This is a genomic window from Amycolatopsis sp. (genome assembly GCF_036008905.1).
In the GTDB taxonomy this organism is placed as follows: domain Bacteria; phylum Actinomycetota; class Actinomycetes; order Mycobacteriales; family Pseudonocardiaceae; genus Amycolatopsis.
This window is the reverse complement of sequence record NZ_DASYMU010000110.1, coordinates 33008-52180: the sequence shown is the minus strand read 5'-3', so window position 1 is coordinate 52180 and position 19173 is coordinate 33008. Positions and strand designations below refer to the sequence as shown.

Sequence of the window (19173 nt, the reverse complement as noted above, 5' to 3'; positions counted from 1 at the left end):
CCTCCCCTCAACCCAGCTGGACAAATCCGTCAGCGGGAACCGATCGCACTGTCGTCGTCCAAGGATCCACTGATCCGGCCACCGGCGGACGCCGTGTCGAAAAGCCCACCGTCCACCCGGTAAGCACTGGCAGCTCGTTCCTGGTCTTCGCCACCACCGCCACCACCGCCGGCCCCCATCATGCCGCCCATCATTCCCATTCCTCCGGACGTGGACGTGGCCGCGACGCCGCCGGGAGCATCGCCGAGACCCGTTGAGGACTGGGAGGACGATGATCCGCTCGTCGCTTCGGTATCCGAAGACGGCGTGTCCCCTAGGCCGCCATCCACGAAATCGGGGATGTCCTGACCGCCGTCGAACAGGTCGGATCCGCTCATGGAACCGGTGACCGACTGAGCAGAGGTGGACTCACTCGAATCGGCGCTCGCCACCGTCGGCTCCGCGTAGGGCGAACCTGCCTGCACGGCACCGTCCGGCATCGCCGCGGAGCGGCCGGCCCCCGCGTCTCCGACCACTTGTTCGTGCGGCCGGAGAGCGGGATCCTGCTGGCCGGAGCCGGTCATGGGGGCGTCCGCAGCCGCGTGCCTGCCGACGTCGACCTGACGTGCGAGCTCGGTGTCGTTCGCGCCGAGGGTGTACTTCGTCGGCTCGCCGCTGCCGTCGTCGACGGTTACCACTGTCTGTCCATCGGGACCGTTCGGACGCTCGGCAGTGATCTTGACGTTGCCGTCTTCGATCTGAATCTGGCCGTCGGGCCCCGGCCGGTAGGCCGTTGCCGCGTCCGCCAACGGCAGCGCCTTGTCGCCGTTCTCGCCGAAATCAAGCGTGTAGTCCCGCGGCGAGCCGGTTCCGTTGTCGACGGAGATCCCCATCTTGCCGTCCGGACCCGGCTCTTCCAGCGAAATCTTGTTCGCGCCCTGCTGAACCGTCATAGAGTCGCGATCGGGAGCGACGTCCTTGACCGGCGCGCCGGTCAAAGGGTCGATCGGGTAGGGCTGCCCGGTACTCGGATCGGTTTCCAGCGGAGAGTGCGTCACCGGATTGATATTCGGCTCTGGCGTCTCCGGCTTCGGCATCTCAGGTTTGGGCATCTCGGGCGGTTTGGGCATCGCCGGAGTTCCCGGGCCGCTTCCTCCGGAACCCGGCCCCGAACCACCGGAACCGCTCCCGCTCTTGCCGGCGCCTTGATCACCACCGCCCTGGTCCCTCGGATCTCCCGCCGGCGCCTTGCCGACATCAACGTAAGGATTCTCCGACACCTTGCCCAGCAGATCGGAATAGAGTTTCCAGGCCGTGTCGACGGCTGTCCTGGTGTTGGCGCACATCAATTGGAAGTTCTTGATGTGCTCCTCGAACCACGCGCAGAACACACCCTTCAACCATTTCTTCGCCTGACCGACGAGGAAGGTGATGGTGTCTTCATCAAGACTTCCCGCATCGTCGTTGTAGGCGTCCTTCGACTCGATATCCATGAACCGGATGCAATGGATGAAATCGTTTTGGCTCGCACCACTGCCGAGTTCGGCCACGCGCAAAAGCCGTTCGACGTCTTGCGCTGTGACGTCACCCCATTGGTCGAAGTAGTACTTCTGAACCCAGCCGACCTTTTCCCGAAGGGTGGCACCGATCGTGCCGATCGTGTGCAGCAAACCATCCGCGGCACCGTGGAATACCTCGGCCACCGCGGCCGTCTTCTCGACATAGCCTTGCTGGAACTGGTGAGCCCGATCGGCGGCGGCGCCTTCCCAGCCGTCCAGCGAACCACGCAGTTTTCCCGATACATCGTTGGCCGAATTGACGATAGCACCGTTCACGGCGGTGAACTCGTCGGCCTGCGCCTTGAATTTCGTGAACGGAATACCGGACTGCTCGAAATACAACCGCTTGATCTCGGCGAACTGTATGGCGACACCTCCGCCACTGACAGCCAACCCTCTGGCCACCAACGGCAGAAATACTTCGAACACTCGCAAGGAAGCCGCGCCGGAGTTCAAGATCTCGTCCGAGGTGGCGGCCCCGGGATTCGTCGCAGAGGCTTGCCCGGCGATCTTCTGCAGCGCCTCGGCGCCCGCGTTCACCGCGGCACGATCACCTTGACGGCCTTTTTCCTGCCCTTTGTCGAATTCCGTCTTGGCCTCTGTATAAGCCGCCTTGACGTCGTCGAGACCACCGTTGTTACCGTTGATGTCCCCTTCGTCGATCCAGTCGCCATGGAGAGACTTCAGATAGTCACGGTAACCATTGCGGTCGGCCTCGTCCGCGAATCCGGCGTCACTCGGGTTATCGACGTCCTCGACGTAGTCGATGTACTCGAGCGCCAGTTGACGCTTGACGTCCATACCGACGTTCGGGTCGTTGAGGATCTGGTCGACTTCTTGGCGGCTGGGAATGTCTTCGCCGCTGTTACCCACCGAAGCGAGAGGCATCAGTGACGCCTCATCTCGTCGGTTGCGCGCTTTTCGTTCCCACCGTACTTCTTGGCCGCGTCATCGAGCCTCGACGCGAAGTCCGCCGACGCCGTCAAGTAACTCCGCGCACAAACAGCGAGCTTGCGGACACCCGCCGAGAAAGCATCCGCGTGATCTCCGTGCTGTACACCGAAATCCGCCGCGACGATCTGACTTTGTCCGACCGCTTGCAACGGTTGCTCAAGTGCCTGCTTGGGCACCTCGTTGAGCACCCTCGCGGCCTGCTGCAGCTGATCCGCATCGACAGCGTGCCCGCCTGCCATAACTCCCCCTCCACCCGAGCACCCGGAACGTCCGCCGTGACCACGACGTATCCGGGTGTCCCGCCACCGCATACGCAACGAAATGTACCGGGCCGGTAACCCGGACGCAGGGGTTTGACCGGATCAAGCACGCGTGGGTGAAGGACTGCTTCAGGAAACGGCGGAGACGACTCCGGCCAGCCTGTCGGCGGCGGCCTGTGCGGTGTCTTGCGCGGGGGCCTCGACCATCACGCGGACGAGCTGCTCGGTCCCTGAAGGACGCAGCAGGACTCGGCCCTCTTCGCCGAGTTCGGCCTCGACGGCGTCGACGGCGTCGCGCACGGCGGAGGAGATGGCGACCGCGGCTTTGTCGGCGACGCGGACGTTCACGAGCACCTGCGGCAGGCGCTGCATCACGCCGGCGAGCTCGGCGATGGACTTGCCGGTGGACGCCATCCGGGACATCAGGCGCAGCGCGGTCAGCAGGCCGTCACCGGTGGTGGCGTAGGCGGGCAGCACAACGTGGCCGGACTGTTCGCCGCCCAGGGCGTAGCCGCCTGTCCGCAGTTCTTCGAGCACGTACCTGTCACCCACGGCGGTGGTGAGCACGTTCACACCGTGGGCGCGCATCGCGAGGTGGAGCCCCAGGTTGCTCATCACGGTGGCGACGAGGGTGTCGTCCTTGAGCTCACCGGCTTCGGCCATGGCCAGCGCGAGAACGGCCATGATCTGGTCGCCGTCGACCAGTTCGCCGTCGGCGTCGACCGCGACGCACCTGTCGGCGTCACCGTCGTGGGCGATGCCGAGGTCGGCCTTGTGTTCCAGGACAGCGGCACGCAACTGATCGGGGTGATTGGACCCACAGTCGTCGTTGATGTTGACGCCGTCGGGATCGGCGTGGATCGCGATGACCTCGGCACCGGCCCGGCGGTACACCTCGGGAGCCGCGGAAGCCGACGCGCCGTTCGCGCAGTCGACGACAACGCGGATGCCGGCCAGCGGGTGCGGAGTCGCGGAAAGAAGATGGTCGAGATACCGGTCGACGGCGTCCGCGACGTCGGTGACCCGGCCGATGCCGGAACCGGTCGGGCGGTTGACGTCGGCTTCGAGACCGGCTTCGATCTCGTCCTCGATGCCGTCGGGGAGCTTGTGCCCGCCCGCGGCGAAGAACTTGATGCCGTTGTCCGGCATGGGGTTGTGCGAGGCGGAGATCATCACGCCGAGGTCGGCGTTGAGGATGCCGACCAGGTAGGCGACAGCGGGAGTGGGCAGGACACCCACTCGCAGCACGTCAGCTCCGGCGGAAGCGAGACCGGCGACGACGGCGCCTTCGAGCATCTCGCCGCTGAGTCGCGGGTCGCGGCCGACGACGGCGATCGGCCGGTGCGTGCGGTCATGTGCGGCGAGGACCCTGGCGGCGCTCGCCGACAACGCCAGTGCCAGCTCCGGCTTCAGTGCGCCGTTGGCAAGGCCACGTACTCCATCGGTACCGAACAGGCGAGCCATCTGCCGAACCTCCTTGTACGACCAACCACGACAACCTAGCGACCGCCCACCAACGCCGCCCCGACCCCCGCCCGACCAGCGCGCTCGCGTTTAGCCCGCGAAACGCAAACGGGGGCGGGAGGGTGGGTGGTGGCAGAGTGCACCCCGGGAGCGGGGGTCTGCGAAAACACGGAAGCGCCCACCCGACAGACGGATGAGCGCTTCCGAGGGTTGCTCCTGGGCGCAGATCAGCGCTTGCTGTACTGCGGAGCCTTACGGGCCTTCTTCAGGCCGTACTTCTTACGCTCGACGGCGCGAGCATCGCGCTTGAGGAATCCGGCCTTCTTCAGCACCGGACGGTCATCGGCGTCGACCTCGACGAGCGCACGGGCGATCGCGAGACGCAGCGCACCGGCCTGGCCGGAGATGCCGCCGCCGTGCAGGCGGGCGAAGATGTCGAACGAGTCCGGCTTCTCGACGGTGACGAGCGGCTCACGGATGAGCTGCTGGTGCACCTTGTTCGGGAAGTACTCCTCGAGCTTGCGGCCGTTGAGCTTGAACTCACCGGTGCCCGGGACGACACGGACGCGAACGACGGCCTCTTTACGACGGCCGACGGTCTGCGCGGTGCCACCGGCGGCGCGCGACGGCTTGGGAGCCGCCGGCGTCTCGCTGGTCACGACCGCGGCGGGCGTCTCGGAAACCTCGACGGCCTCCGTCACGGCCTCGGTTTCGGTGCTGGTCACAGACTCTTCCTCACTCACTGGACGACCTGCGCGATCTTGGTGATCTCGAAGGCCTGCGGCTGCTGCGCAACGTGCGGGTGCTGGGGGCCGGCGTAGACCTTCAGCTTCTTACCCTGCGCGCGACCGAGCTTGTTCTTCGGGAGCATGCCCTTGACGACCTTCTCGAGCAGGCGCTCGGGCTTGGTGTCGAGCATCTCGCCGAAGGAGCGCTTGCGGAGGCCACCGGGGTAGCCACTGTGCCGGTACGCGAACTTCTGCTCGCGCTTGTTACCGGTGAGCGCGACCTTCTCGGCGTTGACGATGATGACGAAGTCACCGGTGTCCACGTGGGGAGCAAAGGTCGGCTTGTGCTTGCCGCGCAGCAGCGTGGCGACCTCAGTCGCGAGCCGGCCGAGCACGACATCCTCGGCGTCGATCACGTGCCAGGCACGAGTGACGTCGCCGGGCTTGGGGCTGTACGTGGGCAAGGGTCTACCTCGTCGTCAACATTGCGTGTGGGTTCTGTGCGGGCCTAACGCTTTCACGCCGCGGCGCACAACGACATATGAAGATACCCGCCCGTCCGATCCGAGGGCGAAGCGGGGTACTCCAACGATCCCGAACTCGGGCCGCACCAGCTCGCTCTGTCGTCGTACCCGGAGGCGTGAAGCCGAACATGCCGGCGAAGCCTTCGAAGGCACCGCAGTGGGCAATGATACCGACCGGCACCTGGCCGCTCCGCACAGGCTGGCCGAAAGCCGAGTTCACGGGCTCGCGACCGGCCGTCGAATCCGCCCAACTCGCGTACGCGGCGAGGCCAAAGGGGAGAGAATGAGACGATTCACGCGCGGGGACTCGAGCAGGGGCAGGGTATGAAACAACGGGCAACGACCACGATGGCCGCAGTGGGCGCGGTCCTCCTGCTGGCGACGGCCTGCGGCCAGGCGCGTGCGGGCACCGCTCTCCCCAAGGGGGACGAAGCGGCCGCGTACGTCAGCGCGAAGTTCGAGGGCGCGATGGACAAGCTGTCCGACACCCTCGGCATGCAGCGGGACACCACGGCCGCCTTCGAGACGTACTTCCGGCTCGACGAGAAATGGCTCCGGGCGACCATCACTTCCGCGCGGCTGGGATCACCGGAAACCCGGGTCTCCCGCAACCACTCACAGAAGAACCCGGACGAGTCGCTCGACAACTTCATCCCGGCCGAGGGCACGGTGAGCTACATGTACCTCGGGCCGGTCTACAAGAGCCTGGCTCCCACGGCCTGGGTTTCGATGCCGAAACCCGAAAGCGGCAACAGTCTGGTCTGCGCCTGGGCCGGTATCGCCCCGGCGTGCAAAATGGTCTCCGCGGTCCAGCGTGCCTTCAGTTCCAACAAAAAGGCCGTCACCGGCGCCCGCACCCTGCCGGACGGCAAGACGGAGGTCACCGCGGCCGTTCCGCTCGGCGCGTTCCTCGATGCGAGGGTGGAGGTTCTTCCGCAGTCGGCTCTGGACCAGATCGGGACCGAGATGCGCAAGGAGATCGTGCCCACGAAGATCACCATCGGCCCAGACGGCGTGCTCAGCCAGATCGTCATGGAAGCGACGCTGACCAAGGAAAACCACCGGATCGAACTGCGCGAGGACTTCCACTTCACCGGGAAGGCGACCCCGCAGGACTTCCCGAAGCTGCCGGATCCCGCCGACGTGACCGTCCTGCCGGACCAGCCCGCGGTGGACGACTTCTACCGCCGTCTCGGCGAACTGCAAGGAAGCTGAACCGTGGCAGACCGAAACGCGCCGACGCTCAGCCGCACGCGAGGAGACCGTCGATGACCCAGCCGCCCAATCAGCAACCACAGTGGTGGCAGCCGCCCGCGGCGCCGGGAACTCCCCCGCCGGGACAATGGCCGCAGAACCCGCAGCAGCCGAATTCCGGCGCTTATCCCGGCCAGTGGCAGCAGCAGCCTCAGCAGCCCGTCGCGCCGCAACAGGCGCCTTGGCAGCCCGCGCCCCAGCCGGGGACTCCCCCGCAGGGCCAGTTCGGCGGCGGATTCCAGCCGTCCCAGTACGGCGGACTGGGAGCGTTTCCCGAAGACATCAGGAAGCAGCCGGAACGTTCGAAGAAGCCGCTGATCTTCGGCGCGATCGGGGTCGTCGTGCTGGCCGGTGCCGGTGCCGCCGCGTGGCTCCTCGGCGCGTTTTCCGGGGACACCCTCGAACAGGGGTCCCTGCAGGACGGCGTTTCCAAGGTATTGAAGGAAAACTACGGTGAACACGACGTGCGGGACGTGTCCTGCCCGGCGGGTCAGGAGATCAAAACCGGCACGACCTTCGACTGCACCGCGAAGGTGGCGGGGACGCCGAAGACGATCACCGTGCGGGTACTCAACGACACTCCCGAATACGAGGTCGGCGCCCCGCACTGAGATTTTCTTGTGATACAACGAAAACGGTGGGCCTGCGCTCTCGCGCCAGGCCCACCGTGGTTCGTGCGAACGGCTCAGAAAAGCTGCTCGACGCCCGACTCCGTGCCCTGGTAGCCATCGGCGATCTGCGGAAGAACGATCGCGATCTGCGCGAGGACCTGCTTGAGGTCGTCGAACTTGGCGTCCCACTGCTTCTGGGCGTTCAGGTAGGACTCTTTGGCGTTACCGTCCCAGGTGTTGATCAGCGGGTTGAGGTCGTTCTTCAGGTCACCGAAGAGCCTTTCGAGCTCCGTGGTGGTGCTCTTGCAGTCGTCGGCCGCGGTCTGGATCGTCGCGTAATTGACCTTGATTTCGCCTGATGGCATTACATCCTCCGAAGTTTGTAGAAGTGGTTAGCGAAAGTTTGTGGAGCGGGTACCGCTAGATCAGCCGAGGACGCCGAACTTGCCCTGCATGGAGTTCATGGCCTCGCGCTGCTGGGCTTCCGCCGCGCTGTACTTGGAGCCGGCCTGCTCCAGAAGGTCCGCGATGTTCTGCAGCGCGGTGTTCAGGCCGCGGCCGTCCTCGTCGAAGCGGATCATGACGGCGTCGAACGCCTTGGCTGCCTCACCACTCCAGCCGGCCTTCGTGGCCTCGATGCGGTCACGCAGCTGCGAGAGGTTCGAGTCCATCTGGACCTTGACGTCGCTGACGCGCTTCTCTGCTTCGGTGAACTGCTCAACTGTCCCGGTAAATCCCGACATGGGACCAACCCCCTTCGTTTGTGGTGTATCCGTACACGCTCGGTTTTGTTTGTACGGACCCTATGACGAAGACCCTGCCATGGTTGGTTCCACGTTGTCGTCCTTTGCTCGCAAGTAGTTGCTAGCGTGAACGGTCGAACCGGGAACCGAACGCCATCTGCTGTTCACCTATCGCCGCGAAGACGCCGAACACCTTGCGAAAAATGCCGCCCACCAGGGTTTTCGCGATCACGGAAACTCCACAGTGCACAGCGGTCAGTCCCAGCGAAGCATGATTCGCTCTTGCGAAAAGTCTTCGTCGTCGTCACCCGATCGGGGCGGTTCAGCCGCTTTCGGCCGACTGGGTGCAACGGATTCAGCCCTAACGGGCAATCGCGAATTCCCGAGTCCGCCGGCCGACCGGAACCTTTTCGCGGCGTCCCGAACGGTCGACGGCGCGCCGGAACCCGCGAGCCTTCTCTGCTCGAACTGTTTGATCAGTTCGGCGTTGTCCGCCCGATGCCGCGCGTTGCGCTCCTTGGCCGCGCTCGCGACACGGCTGGCGTAGGTGATCGCGTGTTGCGTGGTCCGGGTCAGCTCGGCACCCGCGTGCTCGTCGCCCGCCATCAGTTGACGATCTTGACCGTGTTCACGACCTGCTCGCACGCGGCGCGCACCCGCGTCTCGAGCGACTTCTCGGCGAACTGACAGCCGATGTGGACGCGGACCTTTCCCTGCGCCACGACGTACCAGTCCACGCTCGCCACGTCCTTGAGCTGGTGGTAGAAGACGACGTTTTTACCCGCGTACGTCTTGTTCGGATCGAATCCGGTGTACGCCGGGTTGTTGGCCGCCAAGCTCTGGAGGCTGGTGACCATGCGCGGCCTGTTCGCGGTCGCGTCGTAGTCCATCACGTACTCCTGGACCACCACCAGGTCGTTTCCCGTCTGCGCGGTGTCGGGCCGGATGATCACCTGGCGGCCGACGACGTTGTCGCCGGTCTGGACCCAGTCGTCGGGCGCGAAGAAGCTGTAGTCGTACTGCGCGTAATTGTGGCCCGGGGAGGGGTCGTCTCCTCCGCCCAGGGTGAGGATCAATCCGGCGGCCACGGCGGCGACCACGACCACGGCGCCGCCGATCAGCCACGGCAGCTTCCGTCGTCCCTCGTTCTTGGGCGTCTCCGTCTTGGCCGCTTCCTGCGGCTGCCACGGCGGCGGCCCGCCGCCCGTTCCGGGGCCGGGGCCCCTCCCGTGGCCCGCCTGCGCCACCTGCGCCCCACCCCGTTGACTTGCGTTTAGCGGGCTAAACGTCGCGCCGGAGGGGGGTGTGGGTGGGCGGGAGGGGGTGAAGGGGCGGACGACTTCGGTGCGCTGTTCGGCGGAAGACGGGGCACCGGTGGGGCGGGCGGCGGAGCTGCCAGGGAGCGCGCCGGTGCGGTCCGGGTCGACGAGGACGGCGCGCAGCGCGCCACGGGCGACGACGGTCTCCGGCTGATCGAGGGTGGTGGGGACGACGCCCATGCGTTCGTGGACGAGCCGGGAGATCATCGGGATCCGGCTCGAGCCGCCGACCAGGAAAATCGCGGTCAGCTGCTTGGGCCGCAGGCTCGCCTCGTCGATCGCCGCGCGGGTGAGCTCGGCGGCACGGCCCAGCGGACCGGCGATGAGCCGCTCCAGGTCCTCGCGCGTGACGTGCGCGTCGGCGAACGGCGGCGGCATCGGGACATCGGTGTACGCGTGGCGGGACAGCGTTTCCTTCGCCCCGCGGACGTCTTGGCGGAGCACCCGCCGACGTCGCCGCTCGGACAGCTCTCGTCCTTCGACGAGCTGTGTCCAAGCCGCCGGGTCCACCGACGAGACCAGCGACCCGACGTGCTCCAGCAGCGCCTGATCGATGTCGGCGCCGCCGAAACTGGGATCACCCCGGGTGGCCAGCACCTGGAAGCCACCACGCCTCGGACCGTTGTTCGCGACCCGCCGGACCACGCTGACGTCCACCGTCCCGCCACCGAAGTCGAGCACGGCGAGCGTTTCCCCGGGACGGCCGCTGAACTCGACCGTCCGCTCCGACTTGAGATCGGACGGCGCGAAGGTGGCGGCGTGGAAGATCGCCGCGGCGACCGGCTCCGGGACCAGCGCGACCTCCTGCGCCAGCCGACCGGCGGCCTGCCGCAGCAGCCTCGTCCTGATCGCGCCCCAGTCCGCGGGGTGGGTCAGGACGAGCAGATCCACTTCGGCGCCCCCCGCGAGCACGCGGGCCTCGGTCACCGCACGCCGCAGGACGGCGTGGATCACGTCGGTCACCCGCAGCACGCTGTCGCCAAGGAGCAGCTCGCCCTCGTCGATCCGGCGCTTCGGGTTCGGCTCGTAACGCGACGGGTCGACGGCGGCCTGACGTTCGGCCTCCTGCCCGACGAACAGAGTGCCGTCCGCAGCCGCGTACACGGCCGAGGACATCAACGGCTGCCCGTCGACCACCACCACCTGCGGATCACGTCCGTTGACCGAAGCGACGACACAGGTGCTCGATGTCCCGAAGTCCACCGCCACCCGCAACGTCACAAGCCACTCCCGCTGTTCTTCACCGTGTTCGCCGTTCTACTTTCACTTACATCCCGCCGGGCGAAGTCAGTCAGGCGAAATCCACGAAACCTGCATGAGCTGCTTGCCGGTCTTGCGGCTGACCATGGTGCCCCGGCCCGGCGGCATCTGGCTGGCCTTGACCGTACCGATCAGGTTGCCCTCGTCGCGCGAGCCGTTCATCACCAGGCCGGGCGCGGCGATTTCCTTGAGCTTGCCGAGCACTGGGTCGAACATCGCGCGGCTGGCACCACCGGTACGCCGGACCGCGATGATGTGCAGGCCGACGTCCTTGGCCTGGGCCAGGTAGTCCGCGAGCGGCTTGAGCGGGTTGTTCGACTGCGTGACGACGAGGTCGTAGTCGTCGACGATGACGAACAGGTCCGGACCGGTCCACCAGTTGCGGTTCTTGAGCTGCTCCTGGGTGACGTCCGGCCCCGGCAGCCGCCGGGACATCGAGCCCGCGACGTCCTTGATCATGCTGTCGAGCTGCTGTGCCGACACCGCGTAGCCGAGCAACTGGTCCCCGCCGATGAAGCCAAGCATCGTGCGGCGGTAGTCCACCAGGATGATGACGGCTTCCTCGTAGGTGTACCGCTCGACGATGCCTCGCGTGATCTGGCGCAGCAGGTTCGTCTTGCCCGACTCGCCGTCCGCGAACGCGTAGAAGTGCGGATCCGCGTCGAAGTCGAGGTACACCGGTGACAGGCTGTCCTCGTTGACACCGATCGGGACGAGCTTGCTGTTGCGGTGCGGATCCTGCGCGAGCACATCTTCGTAGTTGATGAGTTCGGGCAGCAGGCGCACCTTCGGCGCGACCGGGCCACGCCACGCGGCCTTGATCTTGGCGACCGCGTCGATGACGCCGGCGGCGACGTTTTCGGAATCGCTGGAGCCGTCGATCCGCGGGAGCCCGGTCAGCAGGTGCAGCTTGTCCCGGGTCAGGCCACGACCCGGCCGGCCGGCCGGCACGTTGACCGCGACGCGGCGGTCGATGTCGGACTCGCTCGGGTCACCGAGGCGGAGTTCGAACCGGGTACCGATCATGTCCTTGATCGCCGGGCGGATGTCCGCCCAGCGGTTGGCGGCGATGAACACGTGCACGCCGTAGGACAGACCCTGCGTGGCGAGCTTCGTGATCTGGCCTTCGAGCTCCTCGAAGTCCTCGCGCAGCGCCTTCCAGCCGTCGACCACCAGGAACGCGTCACCGAACGCGTCCTGCTCGGGCTTGATCTCACCACGCCGCTTGCGGTTGCGGAACTCGGCCATCGAGTCGATGCCCAGCGCGCCGAACCGGCCTTCGCGTTCGGTCAGCAGCGTGGTGAGCTCGGCGACGATCCGGCGGGCCTTGTCAGGCTCGCGCCGCGCGACGGCGACCCCACCCACGTGCGGCAGGTCGGCGAGACCGGTGAGCGAACCACCACCGAGGTCGATGCAGTAGAACTGCACCTCCTCCGGGGTGTGCGTCAGCGCCATGGACATGATCAGCGTCCGGAGCATGGTCGACTTGCCGGACTGCGGACCACCGACGAGCACCCCGTGCCCGGTCGCACCGGAGAAGTCGGCCCAGAGCGGGTCACGGCGCTGCTCGTACGGCCGATCGACGATGCCCAGCGGCACCTGCAGCCGGCCGTTGCCGAAGAACCCGACCGGCGAAAGACCTCTGTCTTCGGTCGGGTTGAGGTTCGGCAGCAGCGTGTCGAGCGAGTTCGGTTCCTTCAGCGGCGGCAGCCACACCTCGTGCGCGGGCGGGCCTTGGCCGATGAGCCTGGTGACGATGACGTCGAGCTCACTCGGCTCGACGGCTTCCTCGGACTCGCGCTCCACCTTGACCGGGGCGATCTCGCCGATCACCGGCTCCGGCTCACGAGGCAGCTCGATGAAGTCCGGTACGAACAGCTGGGGCCGCTTGTCAGCGCGGACCACAGCCGCACCCGGCGCCACGGCCTTGATCCCCGCGGGCCGGTACGGACCCGAGACGTACGACGCCTTGAACCGGACCATCGTGGACGTGTCGTACTTGAGGTACCCGCCACCGGGGACCGACGGCAGCTCGAACGCGTCCGGCACCCCGATCGCCGCGCGGGATTCCGCCGCGGAGAACGTCTTCAGGCCGATCCGGTAGGACAGGTGCGAGTCGAGACCACGCAGCTTGCCCTCTTCGAGCCGCTGCGACGCGAGCAGCATGTGCATCTGCAGCGACCGGCCCAGCCGGCCGATCGCGACGAACAGGTCGATGAAGTCGGGCTTCGCGCTCAGCAGCTCGGAGAACTCGTCGACCACGATGAACAACGCGGGCAGCGGGTCGAGGTCGGCGCCGTTCTCACGGGCCTTCTCGTACTCCCAGACGTTCTTGAAGTTACCGCCGTTCTTCAACGCCTCCTGCCGTCGGTTCATCTCACCGGCGAGGGCGTCCTTCATCCTGTCGACCAGCGTGACTTCGTCGGCGAGGTTGGTGATGGTCGCCGAGACGTGCGGGGCGACGTCGAGACCGAGGAAGGTCGCACCACCCTTGAAGTCGACAAGGACGAAGTTCAGCGTTGTCGACGAATGCGTGGCCAGCATGCCGAGAACCAGGGTCCGCAGGAACTCGGACTTACCGGAACCGGTGGCGCCGATGCACAAGCCGTGGGGGCCCATGCCCTCCATCGCCGCTTCCTTGATGTCCAGCTCGACCGGCTGGCCGAACTCGCCGACCCCGAACGGGACGCGGTAACGGTCCCGGACCGGCCGGGGACGCCAGGACTGCTGCACGTCGAAGGTCATCGGGTCGCCCGGGATACCGAGCAGCTCGAGCAGCGACGGGTTGGACAGCAGCGGCTCTTCTTCGCTGGCCTCCTGCGCGGCGGAACCGACGCGGTACGGCGAAAGCTTGCGGGCGAGCGCTTCGACCTCGACCACGCTGAGCGTGTCCGGGCGGCCGAACCACTCGACACCGCTGGCGCTGCGGGCACCCAGGCGGTCCGGCTCCACCACGAGGCGGAGACCACGGCGGGCCGACAGGTTGCCGGTGGAGTCGGAGAGGTCGACCAGCGTGACGCCGACCAGGCCCTCTTCCAGGATTATCTGCTCTTCGCGGGTGACCTCGGCGTCGTCGATGATGATGACGACGTGCGGCTGGTCGGGCGCCGGGGTGGCGTTACGGGAGAAGCGCTGGCGATCACGCAGCTCCTCGTCGAGCCACAGCTCGATCTGGGCGAGCGAACCGGCCATCATCCGCAGCTGGCCGATGCCGTCGGACATCGTGGGGTGCTGGGTGTGCGGCAGCCACTTCGCCCACTCCCACTCCTCCTTGGCGCGACCGGCCGTGGCGATGGCCACCAGCACGTCGTCGGAGCTGTGGAAGGCGACCATCTGCGCGAGCATCGCGCGGGTCAGGCCGCGGGTGAGCTCACGCTCGCCCTGCATGCTGACCGCGGCGAACCCGCGGAGCGTGATCTGCGTCGGCAGATCGGGCACGATCGAGTGAGCACGGACGAACCGGCGCAGCGCGAGGGTGGCGATCGGCTCGAGCTCGTCGACCGGGCCGGTCTGCGGCGGAACGAGCCGCGTCGCGAGCCGATGGGAACTACGGCCTACCCGAAGGTGCAGAAAATCCTGGTCGTTCTGACGGCGTTCCCACATCCGGCGGCTCGCGGCGAGCGACCACAGCGTCTGCGGATCAGGGTGTACCCATTCGAGTGCCGCCCGCTGGTCGACCATGGCCTCACGGGCCCGGTCGCGCATCTGGCCGAGGTAACGCAGGTAGTCCTTGCGGTCCTCGTTCATCTCGGCCTTCTTGGCGCCACCACCCTTGCCGCCACCGGCGAACATGCCGCCCATGCCCATGAGCATCATCATCGGGAACATCAGCGTGGTCGGGCTTCTCGCGGCCGCCCCACCAGAGGTGAACATCACCACGACCATGCCGACCATGGCCACGATCATGACCACCGGCATCAGCTTCATCACGATGTTGCCCGGAATGGTCCGCGGTACCTCGGGCGGCGGCTCGAGGTGGACCTCGCCGCCCGGCGGGCGGGGCGCAGCAAGGCGCGGCGACCGCTTGAATTGCAGCGTGCTCACCGAAAGACCCCTCTTCAACTCGGCGATGACTACCAGCCGGATGCGCGGCCGGTTCACACGGTAGCGAACAGGCGGGTGCACCCCATGACGGCGTCCAGTGCGTTAATACTAGGACCGCGCACCGACATCGGCGGGGCCTTTCGGCCAAGTTCGACCCCCATTGCGCCGGTTTCCCACGAAACGTGGGTCCTTACCGGTAGTTTCTGGGCGGCAATGATGCGTGCACGGGTAGTTCGGTATAAGTACCCGGAGCATTCTCTCCAGGCAGGGGGCTAGCAGGTGGCAACGGGCACGACGGTATTCAGCAGGGTGACGGTGGTGGCACCACGCACTCGGATCGACGTGGCTTTGCCGGCCGACGTCGCGGTGGCCGATTTGCTGCCGATGCTGCTGGACATGGCGAACGAGGTCTCGCCAGACGGTGGCGCGCGCCACGGCGGGTGGGCACTGGCGAAGCTGGGCGACGCTCCGCTTGATCCCAGCAGGACTCTCGCGTCTCTCGGCGTCATCGACGGCGAACTGCTGCAGTTGCGGCGCCGCAACGAAAATCCGCCGCCGCCGCTGTACGACGACGTCGTCGACGCGATCGCGGAGTCCACACCGGACAGCTTCCGGCCGTGGACGAAGGAGACGGCGCACCGCTTCGGGCACGTCGCCGGCGGGCTCGCGCTCTTCCTCGCCGCGGTGGCACTGTTCACCAGCGGATCGATGTTCCCCGGTGGCAACGGGCTCGCCGCCGCGATCGCGGCGGGTGTCGGCGCGATCGCGTGTGTCGCCGTCGGCGCCACGCTCGCGAAGGCGTACCAAGCCGAAGCGACCGGAGTCCTGATCGCCGCGGCCGGTGGACTGCCCTTGGCGTTCGTCAGCGGGTTCTACATCGTGCCCGGGCTGTCGGTCCGGGCGAACCTGCTGCTCGCCAGCGTGCTCGTGATCATCGTCGCGTCGGTGTGCATCATGATCATCGGCGCCGGGATCACGACGTTCATCGCGGCGGCCACCGCGGCGACCTTCGGCGCCCTCGCGTTCCTGTTCGCCACCCTGGTCAACCATCCCGCCGCCGGTATCGCCGCGGGCACCACGGCCTTCGCGCTCGCCTGCATCTCGATCCTGCCGCGGGCGACCATCTGGCTGGCGAAGCTGCCGCTGCCGCACGTGCCGGGAACGGCCGAGGAACTCAAGGAAGACACCGGGTTCCCCGACTACCGGATGATCGAACAGCGCACCAGCGTCGCCCACAACTACATGACCGGGCTGCTCATCGGCTGCGGCACGGCGGCCGCGATCGCCGCGATCATCGCCGCGAGCTCGCCCAGCGTCTTCGGCATCATCATGGGTGTCGTGGCCACGCTGGTGCTCCTGCTGCGTGCCCGCGCGTACGCCAACGGCAGCCAGGCTGTCGCGCTGCTGACCACGGGAATGCTGTCCGGCACCGGCATCCTGCTCGGCTGGATGACCACGCAGAGCCCGCTCGGCCGGGTGCTGTGGGTGTTCGGCATCCTCGTGCTCATCGCGGCGGGCGCGCTCGTCACCGGTGTGGTGTTCCCTGGCCAGCGTTTCTCACCGCCGCTTCGCAGGACCGTTGAGATCATCGAAGCGATCTGCATCGCGACCGTCCTGCCGCTGGCGCTCGGCGTGATGGACCTCTACTCGACGCTGCGGCACATCAACTTCAAGTAAATCTGTCTCAGGGGATCGGATGAGTACGGTGACGGCATCTGTGCGGCGGTCCAGGGGGACGCGTACCCGCTCGGTCAAATTCCCGATGCGCGCGACAAGTCTGCTGCTCGCCGCCGGTATCGGCGTCCTGTCGCCGACGGCGGGCGCGGTGCCCGCCTGGGCACAGCAGACGACCACGCCCCCGACGTCGGGCCCGGGCAGTTTCTTCGCGAACCCGCCCGACGTCGTCGGCGGGCCGCCGAACGACACGAACGGGCCGCTGAAGAACTACGTGCAAGGCAACCAGTGCGTCCAGCGGAACCTCGGGCCGAACGTCGATCCCAAGGGCAAGCCGTGGGGTCAGCAGTACCTGCAGATCGAGGCGATCCAGAAGATCGTGCGGGCCTCCAGTCCGGACGGTTCGGCCGGCGGCGGCATCAAGGTCGGCGTGATCGACACCGGGGTCACCAGGCATCCGTATTTCCAGAACCGGCTCGTCGGGGGCGGCGAGTACGTGAAGCGCACCCCCGCCGGCGAAGGCCTTGAGGACTGCGACGGACACGGCACCGAAGTCGCCGGGATCATCGCGGCGAATCCGCCCAAGAATGCGGATATCGGTTTCATCGGCGTCGCGCCCGACGCGACCATCGTGTCGATCCGGCAGTCCAGCCAGAACTACAAGGAAGAAACCCAGTCGTCGGCCACGTCGTCGACGTCCGGAACGCCCAACGGCGGGGCGGGCACGGAGATCCCCGGCAACAACGGCGGCGGGCAGCCGGGTGGGGACAACACACGGCCGGGACAGCAAGGCGGTGGCCGTCAGCAGGAGCAGGCCGGGACCGCCGGTGACCTGAAGAGCCTGGCTCAGGCCGTCGTCCATGCCGCGAACTTCCCCGGCATGAAGGTCATCAACATGTCGGTCGACAACTGCCGTCCGGCGACCGGGTTCATCACCGACGGTGAAGCACAGCTCCAGGCCGCGATCCGGTTCGCCGTCGACAAGAGGGACGTCGTGGTCGTCGCGGCGGCCGGGAACACCTCCCAGTCGTGCACGCAGAACGACCAGCCCGACCCGAACAAGCCGAAGAACATCGTCACCCCGCCGTGGTTCTCGAAGGACGTGCTGTCGGTCGCCGCGATCGACGAGTCCGGCGGTGTCGCGTCGTTCAGCGTCAACGGGCCTTGGGTGAGCGTGGCCGCGCCCGGGACGAAGATCACCTCGCTGGACCCGGCGGTGGGTTCCAGCGGCCTGGCGAACCTGACCATCGAGGGCAGCGGCGAGCCGAGCGAGATCCAAGGCACGAGCTTCGCCGCGCCTTACGTGGCCGGCGTGGCCGCGCTGGTGCGGGCGAAGTTCCCGGCGCTCAGCGCACGCGCGGTGATGAACCGGATCACCAGTACCGCCCAGCACCCCGGCGCGCCGGGTGGGCGGGACGCGTTCGTCGGGTTCGGTGTGGTCAACCCGATGGCGGCGTTGACGGCGAGTGTGGCGTCGGAGGACGGCATCCCGCCGGCGAAGGCCGTGCAGGTGCCCTCGGACCTACCGCCGCTCAACCCGAAGGACTGGACGCCGATGATCGTCGCCCTCGCCGGCGCCGGTGGCGGCCTCGTCGCGCTGGTGATCACCATGTTCGTCGTCCGCACCGTCCGACGGAACCGGCCCGCGCCCACCCCCCGAACCCCCTCCTGACCAGGGCGCGGACGTTTCGCGGGCTAAACGTCCGCGCCCTGGTCAGGGGTCATTTCAGCGGAGACTTGCCGTCTTTGGGGAGTGACGCCTTGGGTGCGGTGTCTTCGCCGATGACGGGCGGGACGACTTGGCCCGCCTCGCCGAAGAGTTCCGAGGGCTTCGTGGTGGTGCGAGGTTTGACCTTGTGGTCACTGGCCCCACCGCCGCCACCCATGCCGCCGCCCATGCCCATGCCCATCGGCATCATCGGTGCACCTGCGAAACCCTGACCGGCCGCGACACTGGCGGTGGCGGCCGCGCCGGTGACGGCGCCCGCAGTGAAGTTGCTCACATCCGGGGCAGTCGTGGTCTCCTTCCCGTCCTCCAACGGCGTCGCGCCAGTCCCGCCTTTCGAGGCGTCCTCGGACGTTCCCTTGGCGGAGGACGGCGACGTCGCGCCATCGTCATCGTTACCGGCAGCCTGAGCCCCGCCACCGTCGTCCGGTACGGCGAAGGGGTGCTGCGGGTACGGGTGGGCGATTTCGAGACTGCGCGAAGCGGCGTCCGGGCCGTCGACGCCATCGCAGAACCGTGAGAACGCCTCGAGCACGTCGCGCGCGGTTTCGTAGAGCGCCTTCGCGGATTGCTCCGTCTCGAGCAGTTGATTCCGTGCGCGCATTTCGCCGCCGGCAGGCAGCAGGGCTGACTGCGAGGTCAGCTCGGCGGTGTCCGTCAGCAACTCCGCCATCTCGGCGGTGATTCGCTCGACGGCATCCGCGACGTCTTCCAAGGCTCCGGCCATGATGTTCATGGCGTCTTCGACGTCCTTGCCCGCGACATCGATCTCGCCGATGTACGCGATGAAAGCGTCGGCGTCCTTGCCCTCCCAGGCGGCGTCCAGACGGCCGAGATGGTCGTCCAGCTCGCCGGACACCCGGCCCGCGGTTTCCGCCGCCTCACGCCACGCTGCGGCCTCGGTGCGCAAGTCGCTCCAGCGCCCGGAGATCGGTGCGAAGTAAGTCCCCACCACGTCGGTCACGCCGAGGTCGTTCGCCAGCGTCGTGAGGTACTCCAGGTGCCCCCCGCCCGCGTTTGCGTTTAGCGGGCTAAACGCGCTCGCCGAGGTGGCGGGGTGCATGAGGGGCTCCG

The 19173-nt window shown here is 67.3% G+C and carries 15 protein-coding genes; 4 read left to right on the top strand and 11 right to left on the bottom strand.

The window, feature by feature from the left end; translation table 11 throughout:
* Nucleotides 1–29: 29 nt before the first annotated feature.
* From VGP60_RS20520 to rplM, 5 genes are all read right to left on the bottom strand, one after another.
* Nucleotides 30–2426, bottom strand: a complete 2397-nt coding sequence (locus VGP60_RS20520; RefSeq protein WP_327549653.1) for a hypothetical protein — start codon at nt 2424–2426, stop codon at nt 30–32.
* A complete protein-coding gene (locus VGP60_RS20515) occupies nt 2426–2731 on the bottom strand; it encodes a type VII secretion target (RefSeq protein ID WP_327549652.1) in 306 nt (101 codons plus the stop codon). Before VGP60_RS20515 ends, VGP60_RS20520 begins: the two co-directional genes overlap by 1 nt.
* Before the next feature lie 150 nt (nt 2732–2881).
* The gene (gene glmM / locus VGP60_RS20510) at nt 2882–4216 is read right to left on the bottom strand and encodes a phosphoglucosamine mutase (protein WP_327549651.1); all 1335 of its coding nucleotides are present in this window, start codon (nt 4214–4216) and stop codon (nt 2882–2884) included.
* 227 nt (nt 4217–4443) lie between these two features.
* Nucleotides 4444–4941, bottom strand: coding sequence for a 30S ribosomal protein S9 (gene rpsI, locus VGP60_RS20505; protein ID WP_327549650.1), 498 nt, complete (start codon nt 4939–4941; stop codon nt 4444–4446).
* Nucleotides 4942–4955: 14 nt separating this feature from the next.
* A complete protein-coding gene (gene rplM / locus VGP60_RS20500; RefSeq protein WP_327549649.1) occupies nt 4956–5408 on the bottom strand; it encodes a 50S ribosomal protein L13 in 453 nt (150 codons plus the stop codon).
* 384 nt (nt 5409–5792) lie between these two features.
* Between rplM and VGP60_RS20495 the strand changes: the two genes are divergently transcribed.
* On the top strand, nt 5793–6683 hold the full coding sequence (locus VGP60_RS20495; RefSeq protein ID WP_327549648.1) for a hypothetical protein: 891 nt from the start codon (nt 5793–5795) through the stop codon (nt 6681–6683).
* Between the two features lie 53 nt (nt 6684–6736).
* Entirely contained in the window at nt 6737–7333 is a 597-nt protein-coding gene (locus tag VGP60_RS20490) for a DUF4333 domain-containing protein (RefSeq protein WP_327549647.1), read from the top strand.
* A gap of 74 nt (nt 7334–7407) precedes the next feature.
* On the opposite strand, the gene VGP60_RS20485 is transcribed toward VGP60_RS20490, so the two are convergent.
* The 5 genes from VGP60_RS20485 to eccCa all read right to left on the bottom strand — a co-directional run bounded on the left by VGP60_RS20485 (nt 7408) and on the right by eccCa (nt 14699).
* The gene (locus VGP60_RS20485; RefSeq protein WP_327549646.1) at nt 7408–7698 is read right to left on the bottom strand and encodes a WXG100 family type VII secretion target; all 291 of its coding nucleotides are present in this window, start codon (nt 7696–7698) and stop codon (nt 7408–7410) included.
* Nucleotides 7699–7758: 60 nt separating this feature from the next.
* On the bottom strand, nt 7759–8076 hold the full coding sequence (locus VGP60_RS20480) for a WXG100 family type VII secretion target (protein ID WP_327549645.1): 318 nt from the start codon (nt 8074–8076) through the stop codon (nt 7759–7761).
* A gap of 255 nt (nt 8077–8331) precedes the next feature.
* Nucleotides 8332–8682: a hypothetical protein gene (locus VGP60_RS20475; RefSeq protein WP_327549644.1), complete on the bottom strand. Its 351-nt coding sequence runs from the start codon at nt 8680–8682 to the stop codon at nt 8332–8334.
* On the bottom strand, nt 8682–10616 hold the full coding sequence (locus VGP60_RS20470; RefSeq protein ID WP_327549643.1) for a type VII secretion-associated protein: 1935 nt from the start codon (nt 10614–10616) through the stop codon (nt 8682–8684). The genes VGP60_RS20475 and VGP60_RS20470 overlap by 1 nt, the downstream gene beginning before the upstream one ends.
* 66 nt (nt 10617–10682) lie before the next feature.
* Nucleotides 10683–14699, bottom strand: coding sequence for a type VII secretion protein EccCa (eccCa, locus tag VGP60_RS20465; protein ID WP_327549642.1), 4017 nt, complete (start codon nt 14697–14699; stop codon nt 10683–10685).
* A gap of 309 nt (nt 14700–15008) precedes the next feature.
* On the opposite strand from eccCa, the gene eccD reads away from it, so the two are divergent.
* The gene (gene eccD / locus VGP60_RS20460; RefSeq protein ID WP_327549670.1) at nt 15009–16376 is read left to right on the top strand and encodes a type VII secretion integral membrane protein EccD; all 1368 of its coding nucleotides are present in this window, start codon (nt 15009–15011) and stop codon (nt 16374–16376) included.
* A gap of 85 nt (nt 16377–16461) precedes the next feature.
* Nucleotides 16462–18045, top strand: a complete 1584-nt coding sequence (mycP, locus tag VGP60_RS20455; RefSeq protein ID WP_327549641.1) for a type VII secretion-associated serine protease mycosin — start codon at nt 16462–16464, stop codon at nt 18043–18045.
* Between the two features lie 49 nt (nt 18046–18094).
* Here mycP and VGP60_RS20450 read toward each other — a convergent pair whose 3' ends face one another.
* Nucleotides 18095–19162, bottom strand: coding sequence for a WXG100 family type VII secretion target (locus VGP60_RS20450; protein ID WP_327549640.1), 1068 nt, complete (start codon nt 19160–19162; stop codon nt 18095–18097).
* Nucleotides 19163–19173 lie beyond the last annotated feature (11 nt).